Genomic DNA, 25,582 nt, shown 5'->3' with positions numbered 1-25,582 from the left:
GTTGTCGCAGAAGGCCGGCAGGCCGTCAGCTCTTCTTCGCCGACCCGGCCCCGTCCTTGGAGGGGGCGTCCCCGGAACCCGCCTCGGCGTCGTCCCCGGCCTCGGCGTCTTCCTTGCTCTTGGCGCTCTTGGCGTCTTCCTCTGCCTTGGCGTCCTCGCCCGCCTCGGTGTCCTTCGCCGACTCGGCGTCGCCCTTCGCCCCCGGGGAGTCCGCTTCGCCCTTCTCGCCGGTACCGGTCCCACCGGAGGCCTCGGCCGCACCGCCGGAGGCGGCGGCCGCGCCCGGTTCCACCACGTCCTCGCGTCCCGGCCGCTTCTTCGCCGACACCACGATGTAGACCACCGCGAGCACGAACACGATCATCGCGGTCCAGTTGTTCAACCGCAGGCCCAGGATGTCGTGGGCCTCGTCGACCCGCATGTACTCGATCCAGAACCGGCCCGCGCAGTACGCCGCGACGTACAGCGCGAACGCCCGCCCGTGCCCGAGCTTGAAGCGACGGTCCGCCCAGATGACCAGCAGGGCGACACCGACGCACCACAGCGACTCGTACAGGAACGTCGGGTGGTAGTACCCGGGCACCCGGCCGCCCGCCGTGGACGTGATGTGCAGGGCCCAGGGAAGGTCCGTCTCCCGCCCGTACAGCTCCTGGTTGAACCAGTTGCCCCAGCGTCCGATCGCCTGCGCCAGCGCCAGCCCGGGGGCCACGGCGTCGGCGTACGGCGGCAGGGCGATGCCCCGGCGTCGGCAGCCGATCCAGGCGCCCAGGGCGCCCAGGGCGACGGCTCCCCAGATGCCCAGGCCGCCCTCCCAGATCTTGAAGGCGTCGACCCAGTCGCGGCCCTCTCCGAAGTAGAGCTGGTAATCGGTGACGACGTGGTAGAGACGACCACCGACCAGGCCGAACGGGATCGCCCAGAACGCGATGTCCCAGGCGGTGCCCTTCTGGCCACCGCGCGCCACCCACCGGCGGTCGACGATCCAGAGGGCGACGAAGAGGCCGACGAGGATACTGAAGGCATAGCCGCGCAGCGGGATGGGGCCCAGGTGCAGCACCCCGCTCGACGGGCTGGGAATGTAGGCAAGTTCCATGGCAGGGTCGACGCTACCGTGCCGGACCGGTCCCACGTCGGGCGGCCCGGCTACGGCTCCATAACGGGAGGGCGCCTACTGCTCCTGGTTGGCCTTCCGGACCATCTCCTTCAGCTTCGCCGGCGTCATCGTCTTGTCCTGGTAGATGTTCTTGCCGTCGAGCAGGACGGTCGGTGTGCCCGAGAAGCCGCCCTTCTGGAAGGCCTCCTGGGACTTTCCGACCCAGCTGTGGTGCGTGCCGTCCTCCACACAGCCGCGGAAGGCGGGCGTGTCGAGACCGTCGACCTTGCCTGCCAGCTCGATGAGCTTGCCGTTGTCGGCGAAGGCGTCGTCCGTCTCCTGGGGCTGGTTGTCGAACAGCACGTCGTGGTACTCGGCGAACTTGCCGGCGTCCTGGGCGCAGGCCGCGGCGTTGGCGGAGTTGCGGGAGCCGGTGCCGCCCATGTTGCCGTCGATGAGCGTGACCAGGTGGTACTCGATCTTCAGCTGGCCGGACCGGGACAGCTCGTGCAGGGTCGGGCGGTACGCCAGCTCGAAGGACTTGCAGGCGGGGCAGCGGAAGTCCTCCCACACGGTGAGCGTGGACTTGGCGTTCTCCTTGCCGACCGGGATGGCGAGGCCGTCCTTGCCGAGGGCCCCCGAGGGCGCCACCACCGGGCCGGCCTCCTTTCCGTCGTTCTTCCCGGCGTTGGCGGCGACGACTCCGATCACCGCCGCGAGCCCCAGGACACAGACCACGCTCGCACCCACGATCAGGGTGCGGCGGCGCCTGTCCGCCGTCTTCTGCTTCTCGCGCTCGACCGCCAGCCGCTCCCGGGCGGTGCGCTTTCCCTCACGATTCTTCTCGCTCACACTCCGCAGAACGAACCGGGGAGGCGCACCGCGCCTCCCCGGCCCCAGGTCCACCCGTACGAGGGACCCGTATGACTATCTGCTGACGGCCTGCGGATGACCGGCCACCCGCGGTGCCCGGGCCGGAAACCGCGATCTCCGGCCCGGGAACGGCGTGCTCACGCCTGTCCGCGCACGCCCTTGGCGAGTTCGCCGGCGAGCGCCCGCACGGCCTCGACCCCGGCGGCCGGATCGGGGGCGTCCAGCATCCGCTTGACGAAGGCGGAGCCGACGATCACACCGTCGGCGAAGCGGGCGACCTCGGCGGCCTGGGTGGCGTCGGAGACGCCGATCCCGACGCACACCGGCAGGTCGGCGCGGCTCGCCCGGGTGCGTGCCACGAGTTCCTCGGCCTGCGTGCCGACCGACTCGCGGGTGCCGGTGACCCCCATGAGGGACGCGGCGTAGACGAAGCCGCTGCCCGCCGCGGTGATCTCGGCGAGCCGCTCGTCCTTGCTGCTGGGCGCGACGACGAAGACGGTGGCGAGGCCGTGCTTGTCGGCGTGTTCCCGCCACGGCGCCGACTCTTGGACGGGCAGGTCGGGCAGGATGCACCCGGCGCCGCCCGCCTCGGCGAGTTCGGTGGCGAACCGCTCGACGCCGTAGCGGTCGACGGGGTTCCAGTACGTCATGACCAGGATCGGCTTCCCGGTGGCCCGGTGCGCCTCCCGGACCGTGCGCAGCACGTCGGCGATCCGGACGCCGCCGCGCAGGGCGATGTCGTCGGCGGTCTGGATGACGGGCCCGTCGAGGACGGGGTCGCTGTGCGGCAGGCCCACCTCCACGACGTCGGCACCGCCGTCGATGACGGCCTTGACGGCGTCGATGCCGCCGTCGACGGTCGGGAACCCGGCCGGGAGGTAGGCGATGAGGGCGGCCCGGCCCTCGGACCTGGCCGCGGCGAGGGTGTCGCTCAGCAGCTGTACGTTCCCGCTCACTTGGCGTCCCTCTCGATCTCGGCGGTGTCGGTCTCCGCGTCGGCGGCGACGGTCTTGTCCGTGGTGGCGGTGGTGGCGCCGGCGTCGGCGGTGTCGTACAGCCCGAAGTAGCGGGCGGCGGTGTCCATGTCCTTGTCGCCCCGGCCGGACAGGTTGACCACGATCAGCCCGTCCTCGCCGAGTTCCCTGCCGACCTCCAGGGCACCGGCCAGCGCGTGGGCGCTCTCGATGGCCGGGATGATGCCCTCGGTGCGCGACAGCAGCCGCAGCGCCTGCATGGCGGCGTCGTCGGTGACCGCGCGGTACTCGCCGCGGCCGGAGTCCCTGAGGTAGGCGTGCTCGGGTCCGATGCCCGGGTAGTCGAGCCCGGCCGAGATGGAGTACGGCTCGGTGATCTGGCCCTCGTCGTCCTGGAGGACGTAGGAACGCGAACCGTGCAGGATGCCGGGCTCGCCCGCGGTGAGGGTGGCCGCGTGCTCGCCGCTCTCGATGCCGTGACCCGCGGGTTCGCAGCCGATCAGCCGTACCGAGGCGTCCGGGATGAAGGCGTGGAAGAGCCCGATGGCGTTGGAGCCGCCGCCGACGCAGGCGACGGCGGCGTCGGGCAGCCGCCCGGCGCGCTCCAGGAGCTGGCGGCGGGCCTCGACGCCGATGACGCGGTGGAAGTCGCGCACCAGGCCGGGGAAGGGGTGGGGCCCGGCGACGGTGCCGAAGAGGTAGTGCGTGGTGTCGACGTTGGCGACCCAGTCGCGGAACGCCTCGTTGATGGCGTCCTTGAGGGTGCGGCTGCCGGACTTCACGGCGATGACCTCGGCGCCGAGCATGCGCATCCGGGCCACGTTGAGGGCCTGGCGGCGGGTGTCGATCTCGCCCATGTAGATGGTGCAGTCGAGGCCGAACAGGGCGCAGGCGGTGGCGGTGGCGACGCCGTGCTGGCCGGCGCCGGTCTCGGCGATGACCCGGGTCTTGCCCATGCGCCGGGTGAGCAGCGCCTGGCCCAGCACGTTGTTGATCTTGTGGGAGCCGGTGTGGTTGAGGTCCTCGCGCTTGAGGAAGACCCGGGCGCCACCGGCGTGTTCGGCGAAGCGCGGCACCTCGGTGAGGGCGCTCGGGCGGCCGGTGTAGTTCACCAGCAGGTCGTCGAGTTCGCGGGCGAACTCGGGGTCGGCCTTGGCCTTGTCGTACTCGACGGCGACCTCGTCCACGGCGGCGACGAGCGCCTCCGGGATGAACTTGCCGCCGAACGCCCCGAAGTAGCCTTCGGCGCTGGGGGTCCGACCCTCCGGGTCGGGGATGAAGAACTGGCTGGGCATGCGGAAACCTCACGGTGAGCGTTGTTCTCGGTCACTGATCGCCGTGGGGGCGGGGGTGTCAGGCCACTGCGGGCCGTGGACGGCTCGTCGCGTCCGCGCGACGGAGCCGCACGTGGTCAGGCACAGTCCCGCGCCCCTGGAAGGGGCGCTGCCATCGCATGCCGTTGACCTGACCCGGCTCGTCACCGATCACGTACCGGACCCGGCGCCCGTGGACCCGGCGCGCGGGCGCGCGGCAGCCGCGCGGGCGGCAGCCGCGGGCGAGGCGCGCGTACGGGTCCCTGGCGGCCAGGGTGATCGGGAGCGTCATCGGAGCCAAGCCTACCGGGGGTCAGCCGCGGCCGTGCCGCAGCGCCGGGTGCTCGCCCGCCGCCACCAGGTCGGCGACCGCCGTCTTCGGGTCGCGGCCGGTGACCAGGGACTCGCCGACCAGGACGGCGTCGGCGCCGGCGTTGGCGTAGGCGATCAGGTCGTGCGGGCCCCGGACGCCGGACTCGGCGACCTTGACGAGGTGGTCCGGGAGCTCGGGGGCGATCCGCTCGAAGGTGCCGCGGTCGACCTCGAGGGTCTTGAGGTTGCGCGCGTTGATGCCGATGACCTTGGCGCCCGCGTCGATCGCGCGCTCGGCCTCCTCCTCGTCGTGCGCCTCGACCAGCGGGGTGAGCCCGATGGACTCGGCGCGCTCGATCAGCGACTCCAGGGCCGGCTGGTCGAGGGCGGCGACGATGAGCAGCGCGAGGTCGGCGCCGTGCGCCCGCGCCTCCCAGAGCTGGTACGAGGTGACGATGAAGTCCTTGCGCAGGACGGGGATGTCCACGCGCGCGCGGACCGCCTCCAGGTCGGCCAGCGAGCCGCCGAAGCGGCGCTGTTCGGTGAGGACGGAGATGACGGCCGCGCCGCCCGCCTCGTAGTCGGCGGCGAGTCCGGCCGGGTCGGCGATCGCGGCGAGCGCGCCCTTGGACGGGCTGGAGCGCTTGACCTCGCAGATCACCTTGACGCCCTCGCCCCGCAGGGCGGCCGCGCCGTCCTTGGCCGGGGGTGCCTTGGCCACGCGCTCCTTGAGCTCGTCGAGGCTCACCCGCGCCTGCCGCTCCGCGAGGTCGGCACGGACTCCGTCGATGATCTCGTCGAGCACACTCACGCGAGAGGCCCCCTTCCAGACGGTCCGTCTTCAGTGCGTTCGCTTCCGTCCCGGGGCGTCCCCGCCCTCGTGGTCGGGTCGCCGGACGAAACCGGTGGTCACTGCGATGGTATCCGCAGCGGGGCGTACCCCTCGCATCCGGTGGACGGCGGTCCCACTAGCTGGACGTTCACCAGTCGATCAAGGGTGTAGCCAGCCACCGAACGGCAGGTTCCGGACAACCGTGAAGACCAGCACCAACGCCCCCAGGGACCACAGGAGTGCGGGTGGGGGGTCGATGCGCAGGGGCTTGCCGCGTGCCGCGCGGGCCACCCACGCGGTCCAGAGCACGGCGAGGGCCGCGTAGCCGAGGACGGCGGGCGCGTTGGCCTGGAGGGCCGTCAGGAGGTCGCCGTGGACGACGGCGTGGGCGCTGCGCAGCCCGCCGCAGCCGGGGCAGTACAGGCCGGTGAAGCGCAGCAGCGGGCAGGCGGGGTAGTGGCCGGGTTCGTTGGGGTCCACCGCTCCGACGTAGGCGAAGGCTGCGGCGACGGCGGCGAGCACTCCGGCGGGGAGGGCCAGTCGTGCGGCCCTGCCGCGGGGCGCACGGGGCGTGCCGGGCGTGCGGGGGCTGACGGCGTTCACAGGGTGCATTGTGCCCCGCGCGCACGCGTCAGGGGCGGTCGCGGCACCCGCGTGCCGACCGCCCCTGTTCCGGAGTGCTCCCTGGCGTTCAGCTCTGGGCGCGGGCCGGCTCGCGGTCGCCGCCGGCCTGGTTCAGGGGGTGGACGTGCTCCGGCTTGCCCATGCCCATCTTGCTCATGATCCCGCCGACGGCCCCGCCGAGCAGCGCGATGCCGATGCCCGCCCAGAAGCCGACCGGCGAGCTCACCACCATGAACAGGCTCGCGACGCAGAAACCGATGAAGGCGATGATGACACCGGTCCAGGCGGCCGGGGTGTGACCGTGGCTGCTGCCCGCCATTGCTTGCTCCTCGTTGCCGTGTACTTGTCTGAGCAGGACGCTCGGACTCATTGTCCCGCACCCGCGCGCGTGCCGTCAGCGGGGGTGCTCCTCCGCGCGGCACACACGCCGTCCGGCGCCCGACCGGGCCGCGGTGCGGCCCGGTTCAGGTCCCGGTCGGGTCCTCCCCGCGGTCGAGGGCCTTCCACAGCTCCTCGGGCCGGTCGGGATCGGCGGCGGCCGCGCGGCGCGGCCGGGGGGCGCCGCCGCGCTCGTAGCGACCGGACATCGCGGGCCACAGCCTGCCGTAGCGCAGGGCGAGCGCGCCGGCCAGCAGGAGCAGCAGACCGCCCACGGCCGCGACGTAGGGCCAGGCCGTGTGGCTGAGGGCCGCCACCGTGGCGGAGGTGTCGCCGGAGACCTCGGCGGCCTTGTCGTCGAGCGCGGAGCTGTCGGAGGCACCGAGCAGGGCGGCCGTGACGATGCCCGCCCCGGACAGGGCGAGCAGCGCGGCGACGGCGAGGCGGCCGGTCCGCCGGACGGCGAAGACGGCGACGAGCGCGGCCAGGCCCACCACGGCGAGGGCGGCGGGGACGCCGGTGACGTCACTGCCGTTGGCGGTCAGGGGAAAGGCGCCGCCGGCCACCGTGGCGGTGCCCCGGGACCACTGCTGCCGGGTGGCGAGCAGGGTCACGGCCGCGCCCAGGGCCCCGCACAGCAGGGCGACGGCGAGACTGAGGCGGCCGGCGCGGGCGGGACCGGCAGCCTCGGAACGAGGGGAACGGGGGGGAGGTACAGCAGTCACGTACTCCACTATCGCGTGACCCGGGCGCGAACCGTCACCCGGGGCTCATCCCGGACCCGTCCCGCACCGGCTCACACCGTGCCCAGCCGGTTCGCCGTGTGCACGGCGCGCAGCACCGCGGCCGCCTTGTTGCGGCACTCGACGTCCTCGGCCACCGGGTCGGAGTCGGCGACGATTCCGGCGCCCGCCTGGACGTACGCGGTGCCCCCGCGCAGCAGCGCGGTGCGGATCGCGATGGCGGTGTCGGAGTCGCCCGCGAAGTCCAGATAGCCGACGCAGCCGCCGTACAGCCCGCGCCGGGACGGCTCGAGTTCGTCGATGATCTGCATGGCCCGGGGCTTGGGCGCACCGGAGAGGGTGCCGGCCGGGAAGCAGGCGGTGAGCACGTCGAAGGCGGAACGGCCGGCCGCGACCCGGCCGGTGACCGTCGAGACGATGTGCATGACGTGCGAGTACCGCTCGACGGACATGAAGTCGACGACCTCGACGGAACCGGGCTCGCAGACCCGTCCGAGGTCGTTGCGGCCCAGGTCGACGAGCATGAGGTGCTCGGCGCGCTCCTTGGGGTCGGCGAGCAGTTCCTCAGCGAGGGCCTGGTCCTCCTGCGGGGTGGCGCCGCGGGGCCGGGTGCCGGCGATGGGGTGGACCATCGCCTGCCCGTCGTCGACCTTCACGAGTGCTTCGGGGGACGATCCGACCACGTCGAAGGCCTCGCCGTCCCCGTGGGGGAACCGGAACAGGTACATGTAGGGCGAAGGGTTGGTGGCCCGCAGCACCCGGTAGACGTCCAGGGCACTCGCCGTGCACGGGGTCTCGAACCGCTGGGAGGGGACGACCTGGAAGGCCTCCCCCGCGCGGATGCGTTCCTTGATGTCCTCGACGGCCGCGCGGAAGTCGGGGCCGCCCCACAGCGCGGTGTGGTCGGGGAGCTCGGAGGGCGGGAGGACGGCCGGGGGCTGGGCCACCGCGCGGGTGAGGTCGGCCTCCATGGCGTCCAGGCGGGCCACGGCGTCGGCGTGGGCCTCGTCGACGCCGGTGTCCAGGTCGTTGTGGTTGATCGCGTTGGCGATCAGCCAGACGGAGCCCTCCCAGTGATCCATGACGGCGAGGTCGCTGGTGAGCAGCATGGTCAGTTCGGGCAGTCGCAGATCGTCCCGCTCGCCGGGGCCGATCTTCTCCAGCCTGCGCACGATGTCGTAGCCGAGGTAGCCGACCATGCCGCCGGTGAAGGGCGGCAGGCCGAGGTCGTGGGCGAGGTCGCGCGGGGTGTGCAGGGTTTCGAGCGTGGCGCGCAGCGCGGCGAGCGGGTCGCCCTCGGCCGGCACTCCGACGGGCGGGGTGCCCTCCCAGTGCGCCTGTCCGGCGCGCTCGGTGAGGGTGGCGGCGCTGCGGACGCCGACGAAGGAGTACCGAGACCATGGAAACGCAGGGCGTCCGTTCTCGGCGGACTCGAGCAGGAAGGTGCCGGGGCGCTCGGCGGCGAGCTTGCGGTAGAGGCCGACGGGGGTGTCGCCGTCAACGAGGAGCTTGCGGGTGACCGGGATGACCCGGCGGTCGGTGGCGAGCTTGCGGAACGTCTCGAGGTCCATGCCGGCCGACCTTACTGATCCGAGACGGGCACGCCGGCACCGGCGCCGTCCGGGTGGCTGTCGGTGAGCAGCACGTCGGCGTCGAAGCAGGTGCGGGCGCCGGTGTGGCAGGCGGCGCCGACCTGGTCGACCTTGACCAGGAGGGTGTCGGCGTCGCAGTCCAGGGCGACGGACTTCACGTGCTGGACGTGTCCGGAGGTGTCCCCCTTGACCCAGTACTCCTGGCGGCTGCGCGACCAGTAGGTGCAGCGGCCGGTGGTCAGTGTGCGGTGCAGCGCCTCGTCGTCCATCCAGCCCAGCATCAGCACCTCCTGGGTGTCGTACTGCTGGGCGATGGCGGGCAGGAGGCCGTCGGGGCTGCGCTTGAGCCGTGCGGCGATCCGCGGGTCGAGGCGGCCGGGCCGGGACGTACTACTGGTCATGGGAACCATTGTGCCGCGCGGGACGGGCGCGCCCGGGTCCCGTCCACCGACTGGAAGGGGGGTGGTGGTCGGGTGACGGGCCGAGGAAGGGGCGGCGCGATGCGCCTCGTTGGGGGGTGGAGGTCGGGTGACGGGTGGGCGGACCGGGCAGGTCACCGTAGGCTGACCCCATGTCGACCCATGCCAAGCGTGAACGACTTCTCCTGGCCGATCTGCTGGAGACGGCGGGCCCGGAGGCCCCCACTCTCTGCGAGGGCTGGCGCGCCCGTGATCTCGCCGCGCACGTGGTGGTGCGCGAGCGCCGCCCCGACGCCGCCGGCGGCATCCTGGTCAAGCAGCTCGCGCCGCGTCTGGAGCGGGTGATGGCGGAGTTCACCGCCAAGCCGTACGAGGAGCTGATCCAGCTGATCCGTACCGGCCCGCCGCGCTTCTCGCCCTTCAACCTCAAGCAGGTCGACGAACTGTCGAACATCGTCGAGTTCTACGTCCATACGGAGGACCTGCGCCGCGCCCAGCCCGAATGGACGCCGCGTGAGCTGGACCCGGTGTTCCAGGACGCCCTGTGGTCCCGGCTGGAGCGCAGCGCCCGGCTGATGGGCCGCGGCGTCCCCACGGGCCTGGTGCTGCGCCGTCCGGACGGCCAGACCGCGGTGGCCCACCGCGGCACGCCCGTGGTCACGGTGACCGGCGAGCCGTCGGAGCTGGTGCTGTTCGCCTACGGGCGGCACGGCGCCGCCAAGGTCGAGATGGAGGGCGACGCGGACGCGATCACGAAGCTGAACGAGTCCAAACAGCTCGGGATCTGAGACTTCGTTCCCCTGGAGATCTGGTAGATCTGAGGCACCTGAGAGATCGGAAGAAGAAGTCCCATGATCAAGGTCGCCATGACCAGCGTGTATGTCGACGACGTCGCGAAGGCGCACGCGTTCTACACCGATGTGCTCGGCTTCGAGACCCGTACCCGGATGGACCTGGGCGGCGGCACACTGTTCATCACGGTCGGGGCTCCCCAGGGCGCCCAGCGGGACCTGGAGCTGCTGCTGGAGCCCGGCCAGGGGCCCATCGCGGAGCCGTACCGCAGGGCGGTGCGTGAGGCGGGCCTGCCCGCCATGGTGTTCTCCGTGGCGGACCTCCGCGCGGAGTACGAGCGGCTGCGCGGCGAGGGCGTGATCTTCGTGCAGGAGCCGCAGGAGCAGGGCCCGGTGATCACCGCCCTCCTGGACGACACGGTGGGCAACCTGATCCAGCTCTCCCAGCCCAAGGACTGAGCGTCGGCGGCGCATGCGTTTGCCCGTAAGACAGTTGGCCCCGGCCCTCTCGAGAGGGCCGGGGCCAACTGTCTTACGGGGCGGAGTGTCACCGGACCGGGTGGCCCGCTTCCCGCAGGGTCTGCTTCACCTGGCCGATGCGCAGGTCGCCGAAGTGGAACACCGAGGCGGCGAGGACCGCGTCGGCGCCCGCGGCGACCGCGGGCGGGAAGTCGGTGAGCCGGCCGGCGCCGCCCGAGGCGATCACCGGAACGGTGACGTGCTTGCGGACGGCGGCGATCATCTCCAGGTCGTAGCCGTCCTTGGTGCCGTCCGCGTCCATGGAGTTGAGCAGGATCTCGCCCGCGCCCAGCTCCGCGGCCCGGTGCGCCCACTCCACGGCGTCGATGCCGGTGCCCCGGCGGCCGCCGTGCGTGGTGACCTCGAAGGAACCGCCGGACTCACCGGACTCGGTGGACCCGGTGCGGCGGGCGTCGACCGACAGGACGAGGACCTGGCGGCCGAAGCGTTCGGCGATCTCCCGGATGAGGTCCGGGCGGGCGATCGCCGCGGTGTTGACGCCGACCTTGTCGGCGCCCGCCCGCAGCAGCTTGTCCACGTCCTCGACGGTGCGGACGCCGCCGCCCACGGTCAGCGGGATGAACACCTGCTCGGCGGTGCGGCGCACCACGTCGTAGGTCGTCTCGCGGTTGCCCGACGAGGCGGTGATGTCCAGGAACGTCAGTTCGTCGGCGCCCTCGGTGTCGTACACCTTGGCCATCTCGACGGGGTCGCCCGCGTCCCGCAGGTTCTGGAAGTTGACGCCCTTGACGACCCGGCCGCCGTCCACGTCCAGGCAGGGGATGACTCGGACCGCCAGGGTCATGAACCGTGCTCCTCTATGTCCGCCGAGTGCCTCTGATGTCCTCGGAATGCTTCCACTTCGACCGACACCAGTACGCGCGAGTCCATGAAGCCCTCCACCACCAGGAGGCTGGTCACCGGGCGCACCGGGTCGAACAGCTCTTTGTGGGCGCGGCCCACCGCGTCGATGTCCCGCGAGTGCGCGATGTGCACGCGCGTGCGGATCACGGAGTCGACGCCGAGCCCGAACTCGGCGATCGCCTCCAGGGCGGTGCCGAAGGCGACCCTGGCCTGTTCGTACGGGTCGCCCTCCCCGTACAGCACGTCGCCCTTGAACGCGGTGGTGCCGCCCACCAGGACGCGGTCGCCCGCCGCGACGGCGCGTGCGCAGCCGAAGGAGTCCTCCCAGGGGCTCTCGCCCCGCACGCGCCGTACGGCTTCGGCCGTCATCGCACCGCGTCCTTCTTCACGAGGTGGCCTCCAGGGCCTCTTCCAGGGTGAACGCCTTCGCGTACAGGGCCTTGCCCACGATGGAGCCCTCGACGCCGAGCGGGACGAGCTCGGCGATGGCCCGCAGGTCGTCCAGCGAGGACACGCCGCCGGAGGCCACCACGGGGCGGTCGGTGGCGGCGCAGACGTTCTTCAGCAGCTCCAGGTTCGGGCCCTGGAGGGTGCCGTCCTTGGCGATGTCGGTGACGACGTACCGCGCGCAGCCCTCCTTGTTGAGGCGCTCCAGCGTCTCGTAGAGGTCGCCGCCGTCCCGGGTCCAGCCGCGTCCGCGGAGGGTGGTGCCGCGCACGTCGAGGCCGACGGCGATCTTGTCGCCGTGCTCGGCGATGACCTTGGCGACCCATTCGGGGGTCTCCAGGGCGGCGGTGCCGAGGTTCACGCGGGTGCAGCCGGTGGCCAGGGCGGCGGCCAGGGAGGCGTCGTCGCGGATGCCTCCGGACAGTTCCACCTTGATGTCCATGGCGCGGGCGACCTCGGCGATCAGCTCGCGGTTGTCGCCGGTGCCGAACGCGGCGTCCAGGTCGACCAGGTGCAGCCACTCGGCACCCGAGCGCTGCCAGGCGAGCGCGGCCTCCAGGGGGGATCCGTAGGAGGTCTCGGTGCCGGACTCGCCGTGCACGAGGCGGACGGCCTGGCCGTCGCGGACGTCGACGGCGGGGAGGAGTTCGAGCTTGGCCATGTCGCTACAGGGTTCCGATCCAGTTGGTGAGGAGCTGGGCGCCGGCGTCGCCGGACTTCTCGGGGTGGAACTGCGTCGCCCACAGGGCACCGTTCTCCACTGCGGCGACGAACGGTTCGCCGTGCGTGGACCAGGTGACCGTCGGCGCCCGCATCACCGGGTTGTCCGCCGGGAGGGTCCAGTCGTGGACGGCGTAGGAGTGCACGAAGTAGAAGCGGGCGTCCGCGTCCAGGCCGGCGAACAGCTCGGAGCCGGCCGGCACGTCCACGGTGTTCCAGCCCATGTGGGGCACGATGTCGGCCCGCAGCGGCTCGACCGAGCCGGGCCACTCGTCCATGCCCTCGGTCTCGACGCCGTGTTCGATGCCCCGCGCGAACAGGATCTGCATGCCGACGCAGATGCCCATCACGGGCCGGCCGCCGGACAGCCGGCGGTCGATGATCCAGTCGCCCCTGGCCTCCCTGAGGCCCTTCATGCAGGCGGCGAAGGCGCCGACGCCGGGGACGAGCAGGCCGTCGGCGTTCATCGCCGTGTCGAAGTCGCGGGTGATCTCCACGTCGGCGCCCGCACGTGCGAGGGCGCGTTCGGCGGAGCGGACGTTGCCGAAGCCGTAGTCGAAGACCACGACCCGCTTGGTGGCGCTCACGGTCACACCTCCAGCCGGAGGACGCCGGCGGTCAGACACATCGCGGCGCCGATCGCGAGCACCACGACGACACCCTTGGGCATCTTCTGCCTGATGAACGAGACGACCCCGCCGACGAAGAACAGGCCGACGACGATCAGGGCGGTGGACAGGCCGTTCATGCTTACAGGGCGCCCTTCGTGGAGGGCAGGATGCCCGCCGCGCGGGGGTCGCGTTCGGACGCGTACCGCAGGGCTCGGGCCAGCGCCTTGAACTGGCACTCCACGATGTGGTGCGCGTTGCGCCCGTAGGGCACGTGCACGTGCAGGGCGACCTGGGCCTGGGCGACGAAGGACTCCAGGATGTGCCGGGTCATCGTGGTGTCGTACTCGCCGATCATCGGCGCCATCTTCTCGGGCTCGGTGTGCACGAGGTAGGGGCGGCCGGACAGGTCGACGGTGACCTGGGCGAGGGACTCGTCCAGGGGGACCGTGCAGTTGCCGAAGCGGTAGATGCCCGTCTTGTCGCCGAGCGCCTGCTTGAAGGCGGCACCGAGGGCGAGGGCGGTGTCCTCGATGGTGTGGTGGGAGTCGATGTGCAGGTCGCCCTCGGTCTTCACGGTCAGGTCGAACAGACCGTGCCGGCCGATCTGGTCGAGCATGTGGTCGTAGAAGCCGACCCCGGTGGAGATCTCCGTCTTTCCGGTGCCGTCGAGGTCGATCTCGACGAGGACCGACGTCTCCTTCGTCGTCCGCTGCACGCGTCCTACGCGGCTCATGCGCTCTGCTCCTTAGGGGGTGTGGGGGTGGCCCCCACGTAACTGACCAGTTCACGGACCGCGTCGAGGAACGCGTCGTTCTCGGCCGGGGTGCCCGCGGTGACCCGCAGCCGTCCCGGTACGCCGTTGTCCCGGACCAGGACGCCCCGGTCGAGGATCTTCTGCCAGACCACGTGGGCGTCCGCGAACGTGCCGAACTGGACGAAGTTCGCGTCGGACGCGGTCACGTCGTAGCCGAGGCCGCGCAGTTCGGTGACCAGCCGGTCCCGCTCCCGCTTCAGCTGCTCGACGTACTGCAGCAGCGTGTCGGTGTGCTCCAGGGCGGCCAGTGCGGTCGCCTGGGTGATCGCCGACAGGTGGTAGGGCAGCCGGACGAGCTGCACGGCGTCCACGACCGCCGGATGCGCGGCGAGGTAGCCCAGACGCAGGCCCGCCGCGCCGAACGCCTTCGACATGGTGCGGGAGACGACGAGGTTCGGGCGTCCCTCGAGCAGCGGCAGCAGCGAGTCGCCGTGGCTGAACTCGACGTACGCCTCGTCCACGACCACCATCGACGGCTTGGCCGCCTGGGCGGCCTCGTACAGCGCGAGGACCGTCTCGGCCGGGACCGCGTTGCCGGTGGGGTTGTTGGGGGTGGTGACGAAGACGACGTCCGGGCGGTGCTCGGCGATCGCCTTCTCGGCGGCGGGCACGTCGACGGTGAAGTCTTCGCCCCGGGGTTCGGAGATCCATTCGGTGCCGGTGCCGCGCGCGATGAGTCCGTGCATCGAGTACGACGGCTCGAAGCCGATCGCCCTGCGGCCGGGCCCGCCGAAGGTCTGCAGCAGTTGCTGGATGACCTCGTTGGAGCCGTTGGCCGCCCAGACGTTCTGGACGTCGACGGGGTGCGAGCCGGTCTTCGTCAGGTACTCGGCCAGCCTGGTGCGCAGCTCGACCGCGTCCCGGTCGGGGTAGCGGTTGAGGTGCCGGGCGGCCTCGCGGACCCGCTCGGCGATCCGCTCGACGAGCGGCTCGGGCAGCGGGTAGGGGTTCTCGTTGGTGTTCAGCCGTACGGGGACGTCCAGCTGGGGCGCGCCGTAGGGGGACTTGCCGCGCAGCTCGTCCCGTACGGGGAGGTCGTCGATGGTGACGTTCGTTTCGTTCACTTGCTCTCGGGCACCTTCCAGCCGAACCTCGCCTTGATCGCCGCGCCGTGCGCGGGCAGGTCCTCCGCCTCGGCCAGCGTGACCACGTGGTGCGCGACGTCGGCCAGCGCGTCCTCGGTGTAGTCGACGATGTGGATGCCGCGCAGGAAGGACTGGACGGACAGGCCCGAGGAGTGGCAGGCGCAGCCGCCGGTGGGCAGGACGTGGTTGGAGCCGGCCGCGTAGTCGCCCAGGGAGACGGGGGACCAGGGGCCGACGAAGATCGCGCCGGCGTTGCGCACCCGGTCGGCGAGCGCGGCGGCGTCGGCGGTCTGGATCTCCAGGTGCTCGGCGCCGTAGGCGTCGACCACGCGCAGGCCCTCGTCGAGGCCGTCGACCAGCACGATCGCGGACTGCCGGCCGGCGAGCGCCGGTACGATCCGGTCCTCGATGTGCTTGGTGGCCTTGACCTGCGGCTCCAGTTCCTTCTCCACCGCGTCCGCGAGGTCCGCGGAGTCGGTGACGAGGACGGCGGCGGCCAGCGGGTCGTGCTCGGCCTGGCTGATCAGGTCGGAGGCGACGTGCACCGGGTCGGCCGTGGCGTCGGCGAGGATCGCGATCTCGGTCGGGCCGGCCTCGGCGTCGATGCCGATCTTGCCGGTGAAGTAGCGCTTGGCGGCGGCGACCCAGATGTTGCCGGGGCCGGTGACCATGGTGGCGGGCGGGCAGGACTCGGTGCCGTGGGCGAACATCGCGACGGCGGTGGCGCCGCCCGCGGCGTACACCTCGTCGACGCCGAGCAGCGCGCACGCGGCGAGGATCGTCGGGTGCGGCAGGCCGCCGAACTCCTTCTGGGCCGGCGAGGCCAGCGCGATCGACTCGACGCCGGCCTCCTGGGCCGGGACGGCGTTCATGATCACGGAGGACGGGTAGACGGACCGGCCGCCGGGCGCGTACAGGCCCACGCGGTCGACGGGCACCCACTTCTCGGTGACCGTGCCGCCGGGCACGACCTGGGTGGTGTGGGTGGTGCGGCGCTGTGCGCGGTGGACGAGGCGGGCGCGGCGGATGGACTCCTCGAGGGCCGCGCGCACGGCCGGGTCCAGCTGCTCCAGCGCGTCGGCGAGGGCCCGCGCCGGCACCCGGACGGACTCCAGACGCACGCCGTCGAACCGCTCGGTGAAGTCGATCAGCGCCGCGTCGCCCCGATGATGCACGTCCTCGCAGATGGGCCGCACCTTCTCCAGGGCGGCCGCGACGTCGAAGTCGGCTCGGGGCAGCAGGGCGCGCAGGGCGGGGCCCTCGGGGAGGGCGTCGCCGCGCAGATCGATTCGGGCCAGGAAGGAATCTTGCAGCACGGGGTCAATTCTCTCAGACCCGCGCCGGACGCCGTGCGAGCGTTCCAGTGGCTGATACGAGTCCCTCCTGGTGACGCATTGTGCACGCCGGGAAGAGCCTTCTTACTTTCTGTGTTCGAAAGGTCACCGGGTGGGCATGACCTGTTGTACGAGTTGTGCGAAGAGACGAACTCGCAAGTATCCGAGGAAAGAGTCCGAGGAGAGATCCGAGGAAATACTCGAGAAAGGGTGAAGGACGTGACCGAGGGGGCGGGGCCGCGCGCCGGGGAGCCGCCGGACGACCTGACCGCCGTGGAGGCGGGCATGTGGCAGGCCTTCCGCAACGGCAGCGTGTACGACCTGAGCAGCGGGGACGGCGTCGTCGACGATCCGCACGGAGGGCACCCGTGGGGGCCCGAGCGGACCGTGCGGGCCCGTGTCGTGTGCTGGCTCCTGCTGGACGGACCGCCCCCGCTGGCCGGGCGGGTCTCCTCACTGAAGCTGGTCGGAGTGCGGATCAGCGGTGTGCTGGACCTCGCGGGCGGCACGGTGGCGCCGTACGTCGAGATGCGCGACTGCCGCTTCGAGCGGGACGTGCTGCTGCCGGAGGCCCGGTTCACCACGATGCGGCTGGTGGACTGCTCGGTGCCGCGTCTGGAGGCGGCCCGGTTGCAGACGGAGGGCGATCTGCATCTGCCGCGCTGCCGGTTCCCGGGCGGCATACGGCTGACCGATGCCCAGATCGGTACGGATCTGCTGCTCAACCAGGCGATCGTGCACCGCGACCGCAGCGGCCGCTCGATCGCCGCGGACGGCATGACCGTCGGCCAGGACCTCCAGGCCGAGCTGCTGGAGTCGCACGGCGAACTGAGCCTGCGGACCGCGCAGATAGGTGTCTCGCTGAGTCTGCGCGGGGCCCTGCTGGACAATCCGTCCGCCCGGCTCGCGCTGAACGCGCCCCAGCTGACCGTCGAGCGGTCGCTGTATCTGACGCCCGCCGGGGTCGGTTCCCAGGCGAGGAGCGGGATGACACCGGCGCGCGGGACGCGGATACAGCGGTTCGAGTGCCGGGGCGGGGTGCGGCTGGACGACGGGCGGTTCGGGGACGCGGTCGACTTCGAGCGGGCCCGGTTCACCCTGACCGACGACCAGGAGCTGTCGCTGCGCCGGGTGCAGACGCCGGAGCTGCGGTTCCTCGGGGAGCGGCCGGCCCGCGGGCGGGTGACGCTGTCGGGAGCGCGGGTGGTCAATCTGGTGGACCGGGCGGACAGCTGGCCGGGGCCCGGCCGGCTGCACATGGGCGGCTTCGTCTACGAGACCCTCGTGCCGCGCGGGCCGTTCTCGCTGGCGGAGCGGCTGGAGTGGGTGGCCGCGGCGAGCGCCGAGTACACCCCGGAGCCGTACGAGCGGCTGGCCGCCGTGCTGCGGGCGGGCGGCGAGGACGAGGACGCCCGCGAGGTGCTGCTCGCCAAGCAGCGCAGGCGCCGCGAGAGCCTGCCGGTGGCGGCCAAGCTGTGGGGCTACGCACAGGACTGGACGGTCGCCTACGGCTACCGGCCGGGGCGGGCCGCGGTGTGGATGGCGGTGCTGTGGGCGGGTGGCTCACTGGCGTTCGCACACGCGCACCATCCGCCCATCAAGGACGGCGAGCATCCGACGTGGAATCCCGCCCTTTTCGCCCTGGACCTGCTGCTGCCGGTGATCGACCTGGGCCAGGTGGGGTTCTGGCAGCTGCGCGGCGGCTGGCAGTGGCTCGCGGCGGCGTTCATCCTGCTGGGCTGGATCCTCGCCACAACGGTGGCGGCGGGGGCCACCCGAACCCTGCGCCGCCTCTGACCGGCCTTGCCCGGCGCAGTCCCGACAGCACTCCCCGCGGCTCCGGCAGTCCCGGCGGGCCCAGGGCTTTTTACCCGGCCTTGACCGGTTGGCGTACAACTTTCCGCGACTTCCATGAAGGGTCTGGCGCTGCTGTGACCTGCGGTCTTTCAATGGTCGACACCATGGCTCTGCTGTATGCGTTCACCCGCGCGTCCCGGGTGCGAGGAAAGACGGGCACCGCCTCGCCCATCGCCCCTGCGCTGCCCGCCGACGACGAGGTGCTCCTCGACGCGCCCGACGAGGAGCTGGGTCCGGCACTGGTCGGGGCCGCCGCCGGCGATCCCGCGCCCGCCGCCGAACTGCTCGCCGCCACCCGGCACAGCGGGGCCTGGGAGCACCGCGACCGGAAGGTGCGGAAGCTCGCGGCCTTCGCGCTCTCGCGCCCCGAGTGGCTGGACACCTGGCGTGCCCGCGACCCGCACGACCCCGACGGGCTGCTCGTGGACGCCCAGCGGGCGGTGCACCGCGCCTGGGACTCACCGGCCCGTACCGAAGCGCTGCGCGAGGTGAGCCCGCTGATCACGGCAGCCGCCCGGGCCGACCACCGCGACCCCGTGCCGTGGCGGCTCGCCCTGGACCACGCCCGCGGCGCACGCGCCGGACACCGGTACTTCCAGGAGCTGTGGGAGGCGGCGGTCCGCCGCGCCCCGCACCACTACGGCTGCCATGTGGCGGCCCTGCGCTACCTGGCGTCCTCCTGGCACGGCGCGCACCGCGAGTGCTTCGACTTCGCCGACCAGGCCGCGCAGGACGCGCCGGAGGGCTCGCTCACGCAGGCGCTGCCGCTGTGGGCGGCCTTCGGTTACCTCACCGACGGCTGCGGTCCCGAGGTGCCGCGCGCCCGGCTCGAGGCGGCGGCCGACCGCGCCGCGTCCCTGTCCGCCCGGCTTCCGGCGGCCCACCCCCGGTCGGCCGAGCTGCGCAACCTGCTGGTCTACGTCCTCCTGCGCCTGGAGCGATGACCGGACGCCCTGGAGCAACTGCGCCTCACCGGCCCGTACGCCACCTCCTCGCCCTGGGACCGGGACGCGGACGATCCCCTCGGCCGGTTCCTGGAGGTGCGCCGGGACGTGTACGCGGCGGTGGCCGCCGGTCCCGCCGTCACCCCCTCCGGCGCCTTCGCACCGGGCTCCGGGCATCCACAGAATGAACGGGGCGGCCGGGTCCGCTTCGGCGACCATTAGGCTTTTGCGTCGTGACCACCGTCCGGCTCCCGCTCTTCCCCCTGAACTCGGTGCTGTTCCCGGGGCTCGTGCTTCCGCTCAACATCTTCGAGGAGCGCTATCGCGCCATGATGCGCGAGCTTCTGAAGACCCCCGAGGACGAGCCGCGCCGGTTCGTCGTCGTGACGATCCGCGACGGCCACGAGGTCGCCCCGAGCGTCCCCGGCATGCCCGACCCGACGGCCGTACCCGAGCGGGGCCCGGCGGCGGGCTTCGGTCCGGACCCGCTGCGGGCCTTCCACAAGGTGGGCTGTGTGGCCGACGCGGCCACGATCCGGGAGCGGTCCGACGGCACCTTCGAGGTGCTGGCGACGGGGACGACCCGGATGCGCCTGCTGTCGGTCGACGCCTCCGGACCGTTCCTGACGGCCGAGCTGGAACCGGTGGCCGAGGAGCCCGGCGAGGAGGCGGGGGCGCTCGCGGAGGGGGTGCTGCGGGCGTTCCGCCAGTACCAGAAGCGGCTGGCGGGGGCGCGGGAGCGGTCGCTGGCGACCGGCGCGGAACTGCCGGACGAGCCGGGGGTGGTGTCGTATCTGGTCGCCGCCGCGATGATGCTCGACACGCCGACGAAGCAGCGCCTGCTGCAGGCACCGGACACGGCGTCCCGGCTCCGCGACGAGCTGAGGCTCCTGCGCACGGAGACGGCCATCATCCGCCACCTGCCGTCGTTGCCCGCGGCGGAGCTCACCCGCGGACCGACGAATCTCAACTGAGGCAACAGAGGCAGCGGCAGGGCCAGGGGCAGGGGCAGGAATGGCGAAGAAGTCCAAGAAGCAGCAGCCGGGCGGTACGCCCGCGACGGTGGCACTCACCGCGGCGGGGGTGCCGTTCACGGTCCACTCCTACGACCACGACCCCGCGCACCCGTCCTACGGCGAGGAGGCGGCCGAGGCGATGGGCGTCTCCCCGGACCGCGTCTTCAAGACGCTGGTGGCGGACGTCGACGGCGCGCTGACGGTGGCGGTGGTCCCGGTGGCGGGGCAGCTGGACCTGAAGGGCCTGGCGGCGGCGGTCGGCGGCAAGCGGGCCGCGATGGCCGACCCCGCCCTCGCGGAACGCACCACGGGCTACGTCCGCGGCGGCATCTCGCCCCTGGGCCAGCGCAAGAGGCTCCGCACGGTGCTGGACGACTCGGCCGGCCTGCACGAGACGATCTGTGTCTCGGCCGGCCGCCGCGGCCTGGAGGTCGAGCTCGCCCCGGGCGACCTGGCCGAGCTGACCGCGGCGGTACTCGCCCCGATCGGGCGTGTCTGAGCCCTCGACGAGCCCCACTTCTTCGGTTAGTCAGAAGAGGCATGTCGAAGAGAACCCGCAAACGCAAGTGGCGCACCAGGAAAGGCCGCGCGAACCACGGCAGGCGCCCCGCTTGAACCGAACCCCCGCACGCCCCGCCCCGGCCCACCGCGGAGCCGGTGCCCCGGCGGGCGACGTCCGCCCGTCAAGGAGCGGCCTCATGGGGGTCCCCCTGTTCATGGGGCCCCCTGTTCATGGGGGTCCCCCCTGTTCGAGCGGAGCCGAGAACTCGGGGGAGGAGCCGAGAGCTCGGGGGCGCGTGCCGGGCGTCGCGACGGGGCGGACGTCGCCCGCCGGGGCGCTACGCCCCCGGGGCCCCGTCGGCCGGTCGCTGTGGGACGTAGGGGTCCACCGGCGGGAAGGGGTCGGGGTCACGGGGGCCGAAGAGCGCGGTCAGGCCCAGGTGGACGACCAGCCCGGCGAGCGGCCAGGCCAGCAGCGCTCCTTTGGCGTTCAGCTTCAGCGGCGCGTCGAACGTCACCCCCCTGCCCACGTCCTTCGCGTGGGCGACGACGTCCTGCGTGGGCCCGAGCCACACCCCGAGCCGCCACGCCAGCAACGACCCGAGCAGCCCGCCGACCCCGAGCGCCACCACCAGCGGCACGCCCCCGCGCCGCCGCACCAGGAACACGGCGAGCGCGCTCACCGCGCCGAGCCCCAGGGCGAGCAGTGTGAACGTCCCGTCCACCCCGATGGCCTGCTCACCTTCGGTGTCCTTGAGGTAGACGACCCAGTTGTCGCCCACGACGTCGCCCGTCAGCGGCACGCGCGGCGCCAGCCACCACCACAGCACGCCGAGCAGCACCCCGCCGAGCGCCACCGCCACCGCGGTCACGGCGGCCTCGCGCAGTTCCGTCCTCATCCCGGGGCCGTCCTGTTCGTACCAGCCGTAGCCGGTGTGGCCACCGTGACCGGCGGACCCGGTGGACCCGGTGTGGCCGGGACCGGTGGGCCCGTCCGCGGACGCGGCGGCCACCTGGCCGGCGGACGGCGGCTGCCACCCGCCGTGCAAGGAACGTTCATGCGGAGGCGGTGGTGGTGTCAGAGGTGCGCTCACCCTGACATCGTGCCAGGCCCGGCTGTGCGGCGCGTCACCGGACAGCGGCCCTGCGGTACGCCCAGGTCGCCACGGCCAGCGAGAGCACACCGACCACCCCGCACACGGCGAGATCGCCCAGGACCAGGGCCCAGTCGGGATGCGGCGCGAAGGTCCGCGCGAGGGCCTCGACGCCGTACGTCGACGGCAGCAGATCCCGGGCCAGGCGTACCACCTCCGGCATCCGCTCCGCCGGCAGCACGCCCAGCAGCAGGGCCGCCGACATGCCCAGCTGGCCGAGGAGCGTGGCGAACTCGGCCCGCGGTGCGAGCAGCCCCAGCGCGGCCCCCAGCCCGGCGAGCGCGGCTCCCGAGAGCGGGATCACCGCGGCCAGCACCCACAGATGCGTCAGCGGCAGCCCGAACAGCACACATCCGAAGGCCGCGGTCACCACGGTCCCCGGCACGGTGAACGAGGCGTAGGCGCCGGCGGCCCCCAGCACCACCGCCGCCGGCGGGACGGGCAGGGTCGCGTAGTGGTCGAGGCCGCCGCCGGCCCGCAGCTGCCCGAAGTACTGCGCGAGCAGGTTGAGCGCGACGAAGGCGACGACCAGGACGGACGATCCGGCGACCACCGCCCGCGCCTCACCGCCGCCGTCCACGACCCCGCGCATCAGGATCATGATCCCGACGGACTGGAAGGTCGCCACGAACAGCAGCGGGATCCGCGCCACCCGCGCCCGGGACAGCTGCGCCCGGTACACGGCCGCCAGTGAGGGCCACAGTCGCGCCCGCGGCCCGAGCACGGCCGGCTCCGGCACGGCCTCCTCCGCGGCCAGGGCACCGCCCGGCAGGACATCGGCGGGTACGACACTCACGTCGCGCTGCTCCCCTTCCCATTCCAACGGAGGTTCCCCCGGAGGTTCGGCCGGAGATCCACTCGCACCCACTCCGGCAGTCGCCCTGTTCCGTACGGACACGGCGCCCGGTGCGCTCAGCGCCCCGCCGTCGCTCACGCCTTCACCAGTCCCTGCCGCACGGCACCGCCCAGCGCCAGGTACACGTCCTCCAGACTGGGCGTGGCGAGCGTGAAGTCGTCCAGCGCGGCGAAGGCGGCGCCGCCGGTGACGGTGGCGACGACCGTACGGGCCTCCTCGGGCGCGAGCCGCAGCGTCCAGCGGCGGCCCGACTCGACGGCGCGGTCCACGAGCGCGGCCACCTCGGGCACGTGCAGCGGGGCCGCCTCGCGCCACACCAGGTCGACCCGTACCTCGCCCGCGACCCGCTCCTTCAGTCCGGCCGGGCTGTCGCAGGCGATCACCCGGCCCCGGTCGAGGACGGCGACCCGGTCGAGGACGGTCTCGGCCTCGATGACGTTGTGGGTGACCAGCAGCACGGTGGTGCCGTGCTCGACCCGGCGCCGGTCGACGGCGGACCACACGGCGCGCCGCGCCACCGGGTCCATCCCGGAGGTGGGTTCGTCGAGCACGAGCAGCGGACGCTCCCCCACCAGCGCGGTGGCGAAGCAGGCCAGCCGGCGCTGACCGCCGGACAGCTTCTTCAGGGGGCGCCCGGCGATCGGGGTGAGCCCCAGTTCGTCGAGGACGGCGTCCCGGTCCGTACGAGCCCGCTTCGCGTCGAGGCCGCGCAGCCGCGCGGTGGTCTCGACGGCGAGCGAGACCGTCAGCTCGTCGAGCGCGGTGGACTCCTGCCCGAGGTAGGCGAGGATCCGCGCGGCGCGCTCGGGGTGGCGCACGATGTCGTGGCCGAGGATCCGCACGCTGCCGTGGTCGGGCCGCATCAGACCGGTGAGCTGTCGTACCAGGGTGGACTTGCCGGCCCCGTTCGGCCCGAGCAGCCCGAAGATCTCACCGCGCCGGACGTCGAGCGTCACGTCGTCGGTGGCCCGGACCTCGGGGGTCGCCGGGACTCCGCGGCGCCCGCGGGCCGCCGGATACGTCTTGGTCAGCCCGCGCACCGCGCACACGATGTCGCCATCGTGCCGGAATGCGTGTACCGCGCGCGTGCTCACAAGGGACGAGACTACGGGGTCCGCGGCCCGGGCCCGCTTCCGGGTCGGCCGACCGCCCCAAAACCACCGGTAGAACGACAAACCCGCCGCACCCGCCGGACCCGCCGCAAAGGGCCGCCGTCGCGCGGCGGCGCGGACACCGGGCGGGCCCTCGGTCACTCCGCGGCCGCGGCGCGCTCCGTCCCCGTGCGCAGGTCCAGCTCGCGCCAGAAGCCCGCGCGGATGGCGTACCGGTCGCGTTCGTCGATCTGGTCGTCCTTGTGGGCGAGCAGGCCGAAGCGGGCGGCATAGCGCAGCAGCTCGCCGTCGACACGGTGCGGGATGCGGGGGTACATGGCGGACAGTCGCTGGATGCCGCTCTGGTCCCCGAGCCGGTCCACCCAGCGGCGGGCGAAGACCTGCCCCACCTCGAAGGGGTCCCCGCCGACCGTGGTGATGTCCTCCTCGCGGTCGGCCCACCGCTGCTCCGCGGAGGTCAGCTGGGCGAGCGTCGGCAACGAGGCGACGTCGCCGGGCTCGGTGACGGACCGGTCGACCCAGCCCTTGTCGGAGGACCAGCGCAGGGTGGCGGACTGCGGCTGGTGAGGGGGCGTGGCACTGGGGCCGCGGAGGGCCGCCAGATCCTTGGGGGTGGGTACGCCCTTGGTGGCGGGCGACCGCTCGCCGGTGCCGTTGTGCCCGGCGCCGACCGGATGCGGGGGTTCCTGCTCGGGCTGCTCGGCAGCCGGCGCGGACTCCGGCAGCGGGGCGGAGAGGATCGCGGCGATGTCGGGACGGGCGGGGGGCGGCGGGGCGCACACCCCGGAGAAGTCCTTGGCCCGCACCGCCTTGGTGATCCACGCACGGTCCAGCACCCGGCGTTCGTCGGCCTCGGCGACCAGGTCCTCGGACTGGTTGTAGTCGCCGTCGGCAGCCTGTACGGCCCACAGGTGGACGGCGACGCCGTGCTCCTTGGCCGCCATCATGCCGGGCAGCAGGTCGCCGTCGCCCGTGACCAGGACGATGTCGGAACAGGCGCGGTTGCGGGCCAGCTCGGTCAACTCGGCGTGCATGGCGGCGTCCACGCCCTTCTGCGCCCAACGGCCGTCACTGCGCGTGAGGGCTCCGAGCCGAACGGTGACCCTGGGCATCACCCGCAGCCGGCGGTGCTCGGGCTGCGGCACGCGGTCGGGGGCGCCGTCGAACCAGTAGATCCGCAGCAGGGGCTGACTCGTATCGGACTCGGCGCGGTCGCGCAGCCCCTGGATGAGGGCGGCGTGATCGACGGTGATGCGGGACCGCGAGGGCTCCCCGGCGAGGAGACTGGCGGCGGCCCCCAGCAGATACCCGGCGTCCACCAGGACGATGCAGCGGTCCACGCGATCCACCCTCTTTCCGGGAGGTTTGCTTCGGGCTTGCTTCGAGTCTGCCCGACCGTGCCGGGGTTAACGGTCCGAACTCGATCTTCGGCGTGGCGTTTCCACACTTCCTTCGCCCACTCACCCTGTCACACACGGTAATTGTCCGACATGCGACCATCATTCGGCTATGTGAGTCTGGTCCCGGCCCTGGCCCCTAGATCCCCCACAGGAGGCATCACCATGGCCAAGAACAAGAACCGTGAACGGAAGCAGCAGCCGGCCGCGCGCACCCAGCAGGCGACCCAGCCGTCTGCTGCGGAGCCGCAGACCGAGCAGCACGGCCCGCAGATCACTCCCGACGACGTCGCCCGCAAAGGCCGGCAGAAGCGCTTCGGCCACAACTGACACCCGCGCGAGGGGCCGTTGAGCGCCCCGCGCACGGTACATGCAGAGGGGCGCGCCCGTCACCGGGCGCGCCCCTC

The 25,582-nt window shown here is 72.7% G+C and carries 29 protein-coding genes and 1 pseudogene; 7 read left to right on the top strand and 23 right to left on the bottom strand.

Annotated features, from left to right (window positions below; translation table 11 throughout):
- Positions 1-25: 25 nt before the first annotated feature.
- The 11 genes from lgt to hisI all read right to left on the bottom strand — a co-directional run bounded on the left by lgt (position 26) and on the right by hisI (position 9,144).
- Complete coding sequence (gene lgt, locus DIZ27_RS24310; RefSeq protein ID WP_109380585.1) at positions 26-1,093, bottom strand: prolipoprotein diacylglyceryl transferase; 1,068 nt, start codon at positions 1,091-1,093, stop codon at positions 26-28.
- A 75-nt stretch (positions 1,094-1,168) separates the two neighbouring features.
- Entirely contained in the window at positions 1,169-1,945 is a 777-nt protein-coding gene (locus DIZ27_RS24305; RefSeq protein WP_181383665.1) for a thioredoxin domain-containing protein, read from the bottom strand.
- A gap of 158 nt (positions 1,946-2,103) precedes the next feature.
- The gene (trpA, locus tag DIZ27_RS24300; protein ID WP_109380583.1) at positions 2,104-2,922 is read right to left on the bottom strand and encodes a tryptophan synthase subunit alpha; all 819 of its coding nucleotides are present in this window, start codon (positions 2,920-2,922) and stop codon (positions 2,104-2,106) included.
- The gene (gene trpB, locus DIZ27_RS24295) at positions 2,919-4,235 is read right to left on the bottom strand and encodes a tryptophan synthase subunit beta (RefSeq protein WP_109380582.1); all 1,317 of its coding nucleotides are present in this window, start codon (positions 4,233-4,235) and stop codon (positions 2,919-2,921) included. The genes trpA and trpB overlap by 4 nt, the downstream gene beginning before the upstream one ends.
- A gap of 58 nt (positions 4,236-4,293) precedes the next feature.
- Positions 4,294-4,545: a tryptophan biosynthesis modulator TrpM gene (trpM, locus tag DIZ27_RS24290; RefSeq protein ID WP_109380581.1), complete on the bottom strand. Its 252-nt coding sequence runs from the start codon at positions 4,543-4,545 to the stop codon at positions 4,294-4,296.
- Between the two features lie 21 nt (positions 4,546-4,566).
- Positions 4,567-5,376 carry an indole-3-glycerol phosphate synthase TrpC gene (gene trpC, locus DIZ27_RS24285; RefSeq protein WP_109380580.1) on the bottom strand — a complete coding sequence of 270 codons (810 nt, stop codon included), beginning with the start codon at positions 5,374-5,376 and terminating at the stop codon, positions 4,567-4,569.
- Positions 5,377-5,556: 180 nt separating this feature from the next.
- Positions 5,557-6,009, bottom strand: coding sequence for a DUF2752 domain-containing protein (locus DIZ27_RS24280; protein WP_109380579.1), 453 nt, complete (start codon positions 6,007-6,009; stop codon positions 5,557-5,559).
- 79 nt (positions 6,010-6,088) lie between these two features.
- Entirely contained in the window at positions 6,089-6,340 is a 252-nt protein-coding gene (locus DIZ27_RS24275) for an HGxxPAAW family protein (RefSeq protein ID WP_109380578.1), read from the bottom strand.
- A gap of 145 nt (positions 6,341-6,485) precedes the next feature.
- A complete protein-coding gene (locus DIZ27_RS24270) occupies positions 6,486-7,133 on the bottom strand; it encodes a TIGR02234 family membrane protein (protein ID WP_109380577.1) in 648 nt (215 codons plus the stop codon).
- A 62-nt stretch (positions 7,134-7,195) separates the two neighbouring features.
- The gene (locus DIZ27_RS24265; RefSeq protein WP_109380576.1) at positions 7,196-8,713 is read right to left on the bottom strand and encodes an anthranilate synthase component I; all 1,518 of its coding nucleotides are present in this window, start codon (positions 8,711-8,713) and stop codon (positions 7,196-7,198) included.
- 11 nt (positions 8,714-8,724) lie between these two features.
- Positions 8,725-9,144 carry a phosphoribosyl-AMP cyclohydrolase gene (gene hisI, locus DIZ27_RS24260; protein ID WP_375232000.1) on the bottom strand — a complete coding sequence of 140 codons (420 nt, stop codon included), beginning with the start codon at positions 9,142-9,144 and terminating at the stop codon, positions 8,725-8,727.
- 161 nt (positions 9,145-9,305) lie between these two features.
- On the opposite strand from hisI, the gene DIZ27_RS24255 reads away from it, so the two are divergent.
- Both DIZ27_RS24255 and DIZ27_RS24250 read left to right on the top strand, forming a co-directional pair.
- The gene (locus DIZ27_RS24255) at positions 9,306-9,941 is read left to right on the top strand and encodes a TIGR03085 family metal-binding protein (protein WP_109380574.1); all 636 of its coding nucleotides are present in this window, start codon (positions 9,306-9,308) and stop codon (positions 9,939-9,941) included.
- A 63-nt stretch (positions 9,942-10,004) separates the two neighbouring features.
- The gene (locus DIZ27_RS24250) at positions 10,005-10,403 is read left to right on the top strand and encodes a VOC family protein (RefSeq protein ID WP_109380573.1); all 399 of its coding nucleotides are present in this window, start codon (positions 10,005-10,007) and stop codon (positions 10,401-10,403) included.
- Positions 10,404-10,491: 88 nt separating this feature from the next.
- Here DIZ27_RS24250 and hisF read toward each other — a convergent pair whose 3' ends face one another.
- Genes hisF through hisD form a run of 8 tightly spaced genes read right to left on the bottom strand, consistent with a single transcriptional unit; the run spans position 10,492 to position 16,320 of the window.
- Positions 10,492-11,268 (bottom strand): imidazole glycerol phosphate synthase subunit HisF, encoded by a 777-nt coding sequence (gene hisF, locus DIZ27_RS24245; protein WP_109380572.1) that lies wholly within the window; start codon positions 11,266-11,268, stop codon positions 10,492-10,494.
- Positions 11,265-11,696, bottom strand: coding sequence for a Rid family hydrolase (locus tag DIZ27_RS24240; protein WP_109380571.1), 432 nt, complete (start codon positions 11,694-11,696; stop codon positions 11,265-11,267). Before DIZ27_RS24240 ends, hisF begins: the two co-directional genes overlap by 4 nt.
- A gap of 16 nt (positions 11,697-11,712) precedes the next feature.
- Positions 11,713-12,435 (bottom strand): bifunctional 1-(5-phosphoribosyl)-5-((5-phosphoribosylamino)methylideneamino)imidazole-4-carboxamide isomerase/phosphoribosylanthranilate isomerase PriA, encoded by a 723-nt coding sequence (priA, locus tag DIZ27_RS24235; RefSeq protein WP_109380570.1) that lies wholly within the window; start codon positions 12,433-12,435, stop codon positions 11,713-11,715.
- A 4-nt stretch (positions 12,436-12,439) separates the two neighbouring features.
- Positions 12,440-13,081 (bottom strand): imidazole glycerol phosphate synthase subunit HisH, encoded by a 642-nt coding sequence (gene hisH / locus DIZ27_RS24230; protein ID WP_109380569.1) that lies wholly within the window; start codon positions 13,079-13,081, stop codon positions 12,440-12,442.
- A 2-nt stretch (positions 13,082-13,083) separates the two neighbouring features.
- Positions 13,084-13,242: a hypothetical protein gene (locus DIZ27_RS45885; protein WP_181383664.1), complete on the bottom strand. Its 159-nt coding sequence runs from the start codon at positions 13,240-13,242 to the stop codon at positions 13,084-13,086.
- 2 nt (positions 13,243-13,244) lie between these two features.
- Entirely contained in the window at positions 13,245-13,838 is a 594-nt protein-coding gene (gene hisB / locus DIZ27_RS24225; RefSeq protein ID WP_109380568.1) for an imidazoleglycerol-phosphate dehydratase HisB, read from the bottom strand.
- Entirely contained in the window at positions 13,835-14,983 is a 1,149-nt protein-coding gene (locus DIZ27_RS24220; protein ID WP_109380567.1) for a histidinol-phosphate transaminase, read from the bottom strand. Before DIZ27_RS24220 ends, hisB begins: the two co-directional genes overlap by 4 nt.
- Positions 14,980-16,320, bottom strand: coding sequence for a histidinol dehydrogenase (gene hisD, locus DIZ27_RS24215; RefSeq protein ID WP_258308522.1), 1,341 nt, complete (start codon positions 16,318-16,320; stop codon positions 14,980-14,982). The genes DIZ27_RS24220 and hisD overlap by 4 nt, the downstream gene beginning before the upstream one ends.
- A gap of 237 nt (positions 16,321-16,557) precedes the next feature.
- Here hisD and DIZ27_RS24210 point away from each other — a divergent pair, with 237 nt between their 5' ends.
- From DIZ27_RS24210 to ybaK, 4 genes and pseudogenes are all read left to right on the top strand, one after another.
- On the top strand, positions 16,558-18,135 hold the full coding sequence (locus DIZ27_RS24210; protein WP_109380652.1) for an oxidoreductase: 1,578 nt from the start codon (positions 16,558-16,560) through the stop codon (positions 18,133-18,135).
- 152 nt (positions 18,136-18,287) lie between these two features.
- A pseudogene (locus tag DIZ27_RS24205) lies at positions 18,288-19,361 on the top strand (hypothetical protein).
- A gap of 11 nt (positions 19,362-19,372) precedes the next feature.
- Complete coding sequence (locus tag DIZ27_RS24200; protein WP_109380566.1) at positions 19,373-20,113, top strand: LON peptidase substrate-binding domain-containing protein; 741 nt, start codon at positions 19,373-19,375, stop codon at positions 20,111-20,113.
- Positions 20,114-20,153: 40 nt separating this feature from the next.
- Complete coding sequence (gene ybaK, locus DIZ27_RS24195) at positions 20,154-20,654, top strand: Cys-tRNA(Pro) deacylase (RefSeq protein ID WP_109380565.1); 501 nt, start codon at positions 20,154-20,156, stop codon at positions 20,652-20,654.
- Between the two features lie 340 nt (positions 20,655-20,994).
- Here the strand turns inward: ybaK and DIZ27_RS24190 are convergent, their stop codons facing one another.
- The 4 genes from DIZ27_RS24190 to DIZ27_RS24175 form a co-directional block, all read right to left on the bottom strand.
- Positions 20,995-21,750: an AAA family ATPase gene (locus DIZ27_RS24190; RefSeq protein WP_109380564.1), complete on the bottom strand. Its 756-nt coding sequence runs from the start codon at positions 21,748-21,750 to the stop codon at positions 20,995-20,997.
- A gap of 34 nt (positions 21,751-21,784) precedes the next feature.
- The gene (locus DIZ27_RS24185; protein WP_109380651.1) at positions 21,785-22,606 is read right to left on the bottom strand and encodes an ABC transporter permease; all 822 of its coding nucleotides are present in this window, start codon (positions 22,604-22,606) and stop codon (positions 21,785-21,787) included.
- A 134-nt stretch (positions 22,607-22,740) separates the two neighbouring features.
- Positions 22,741-23,715, bottom strand: a complete 975-nt coding sequence (locus DIZ27_RS24180) for an ABC transporter ATP-binding protein (RefSeq protein WP_109380650.1) — start codon at positions 23,713-23,715, stop codon at positions 22,741-22,743.
- Positions 23,716-23,915: 200 nt separating this feature from the next.
- Positions 23,916-25,118: an NYN domain-containing protein gene (locus tag DIZ27_RS24175; RefSeq protein ID WP_109380563.1), complete on the bottom strand. Its 1,203-nt coding sequence runs from the start codon at positions 25,116-25,118 to the stop codon at positions 23,916-23,918.
- 222 nt (positions 25,119-25,340) lie between these two features.
- On the opposite strand from DIZ27_RS24175, the gene DIZ27_RS45880 reads away from it, so the two are divergent.
- Positions 25,341-25,505, top strand: a complete 165-nt coding sequence (locus DIZ27_RS45880) for a hypothetical protein (protein WP_181383663.1) — start codon at positions 25,341-25,343, stop codon at positions 25,503-25,505.
- Positions 25,506-25,582: the final 77 nt, after the last annotated feature.

Origin of the sequence: Streptomyces sp. NWU339 (genome assembly GCF_003143855.1) — a bacterium.
In the GTDB taxonomy this organism is placed as follows: domain Bacteria; phylum Actinomycetota; class Actinomycetes; order Streptomycetales; family Streptomycetaceae; genus Streptomyces.
Note: the sequence above shows the minus strand (reverse complement) of the source record. Positions and strands in the feature narration are given on the sequence as shown.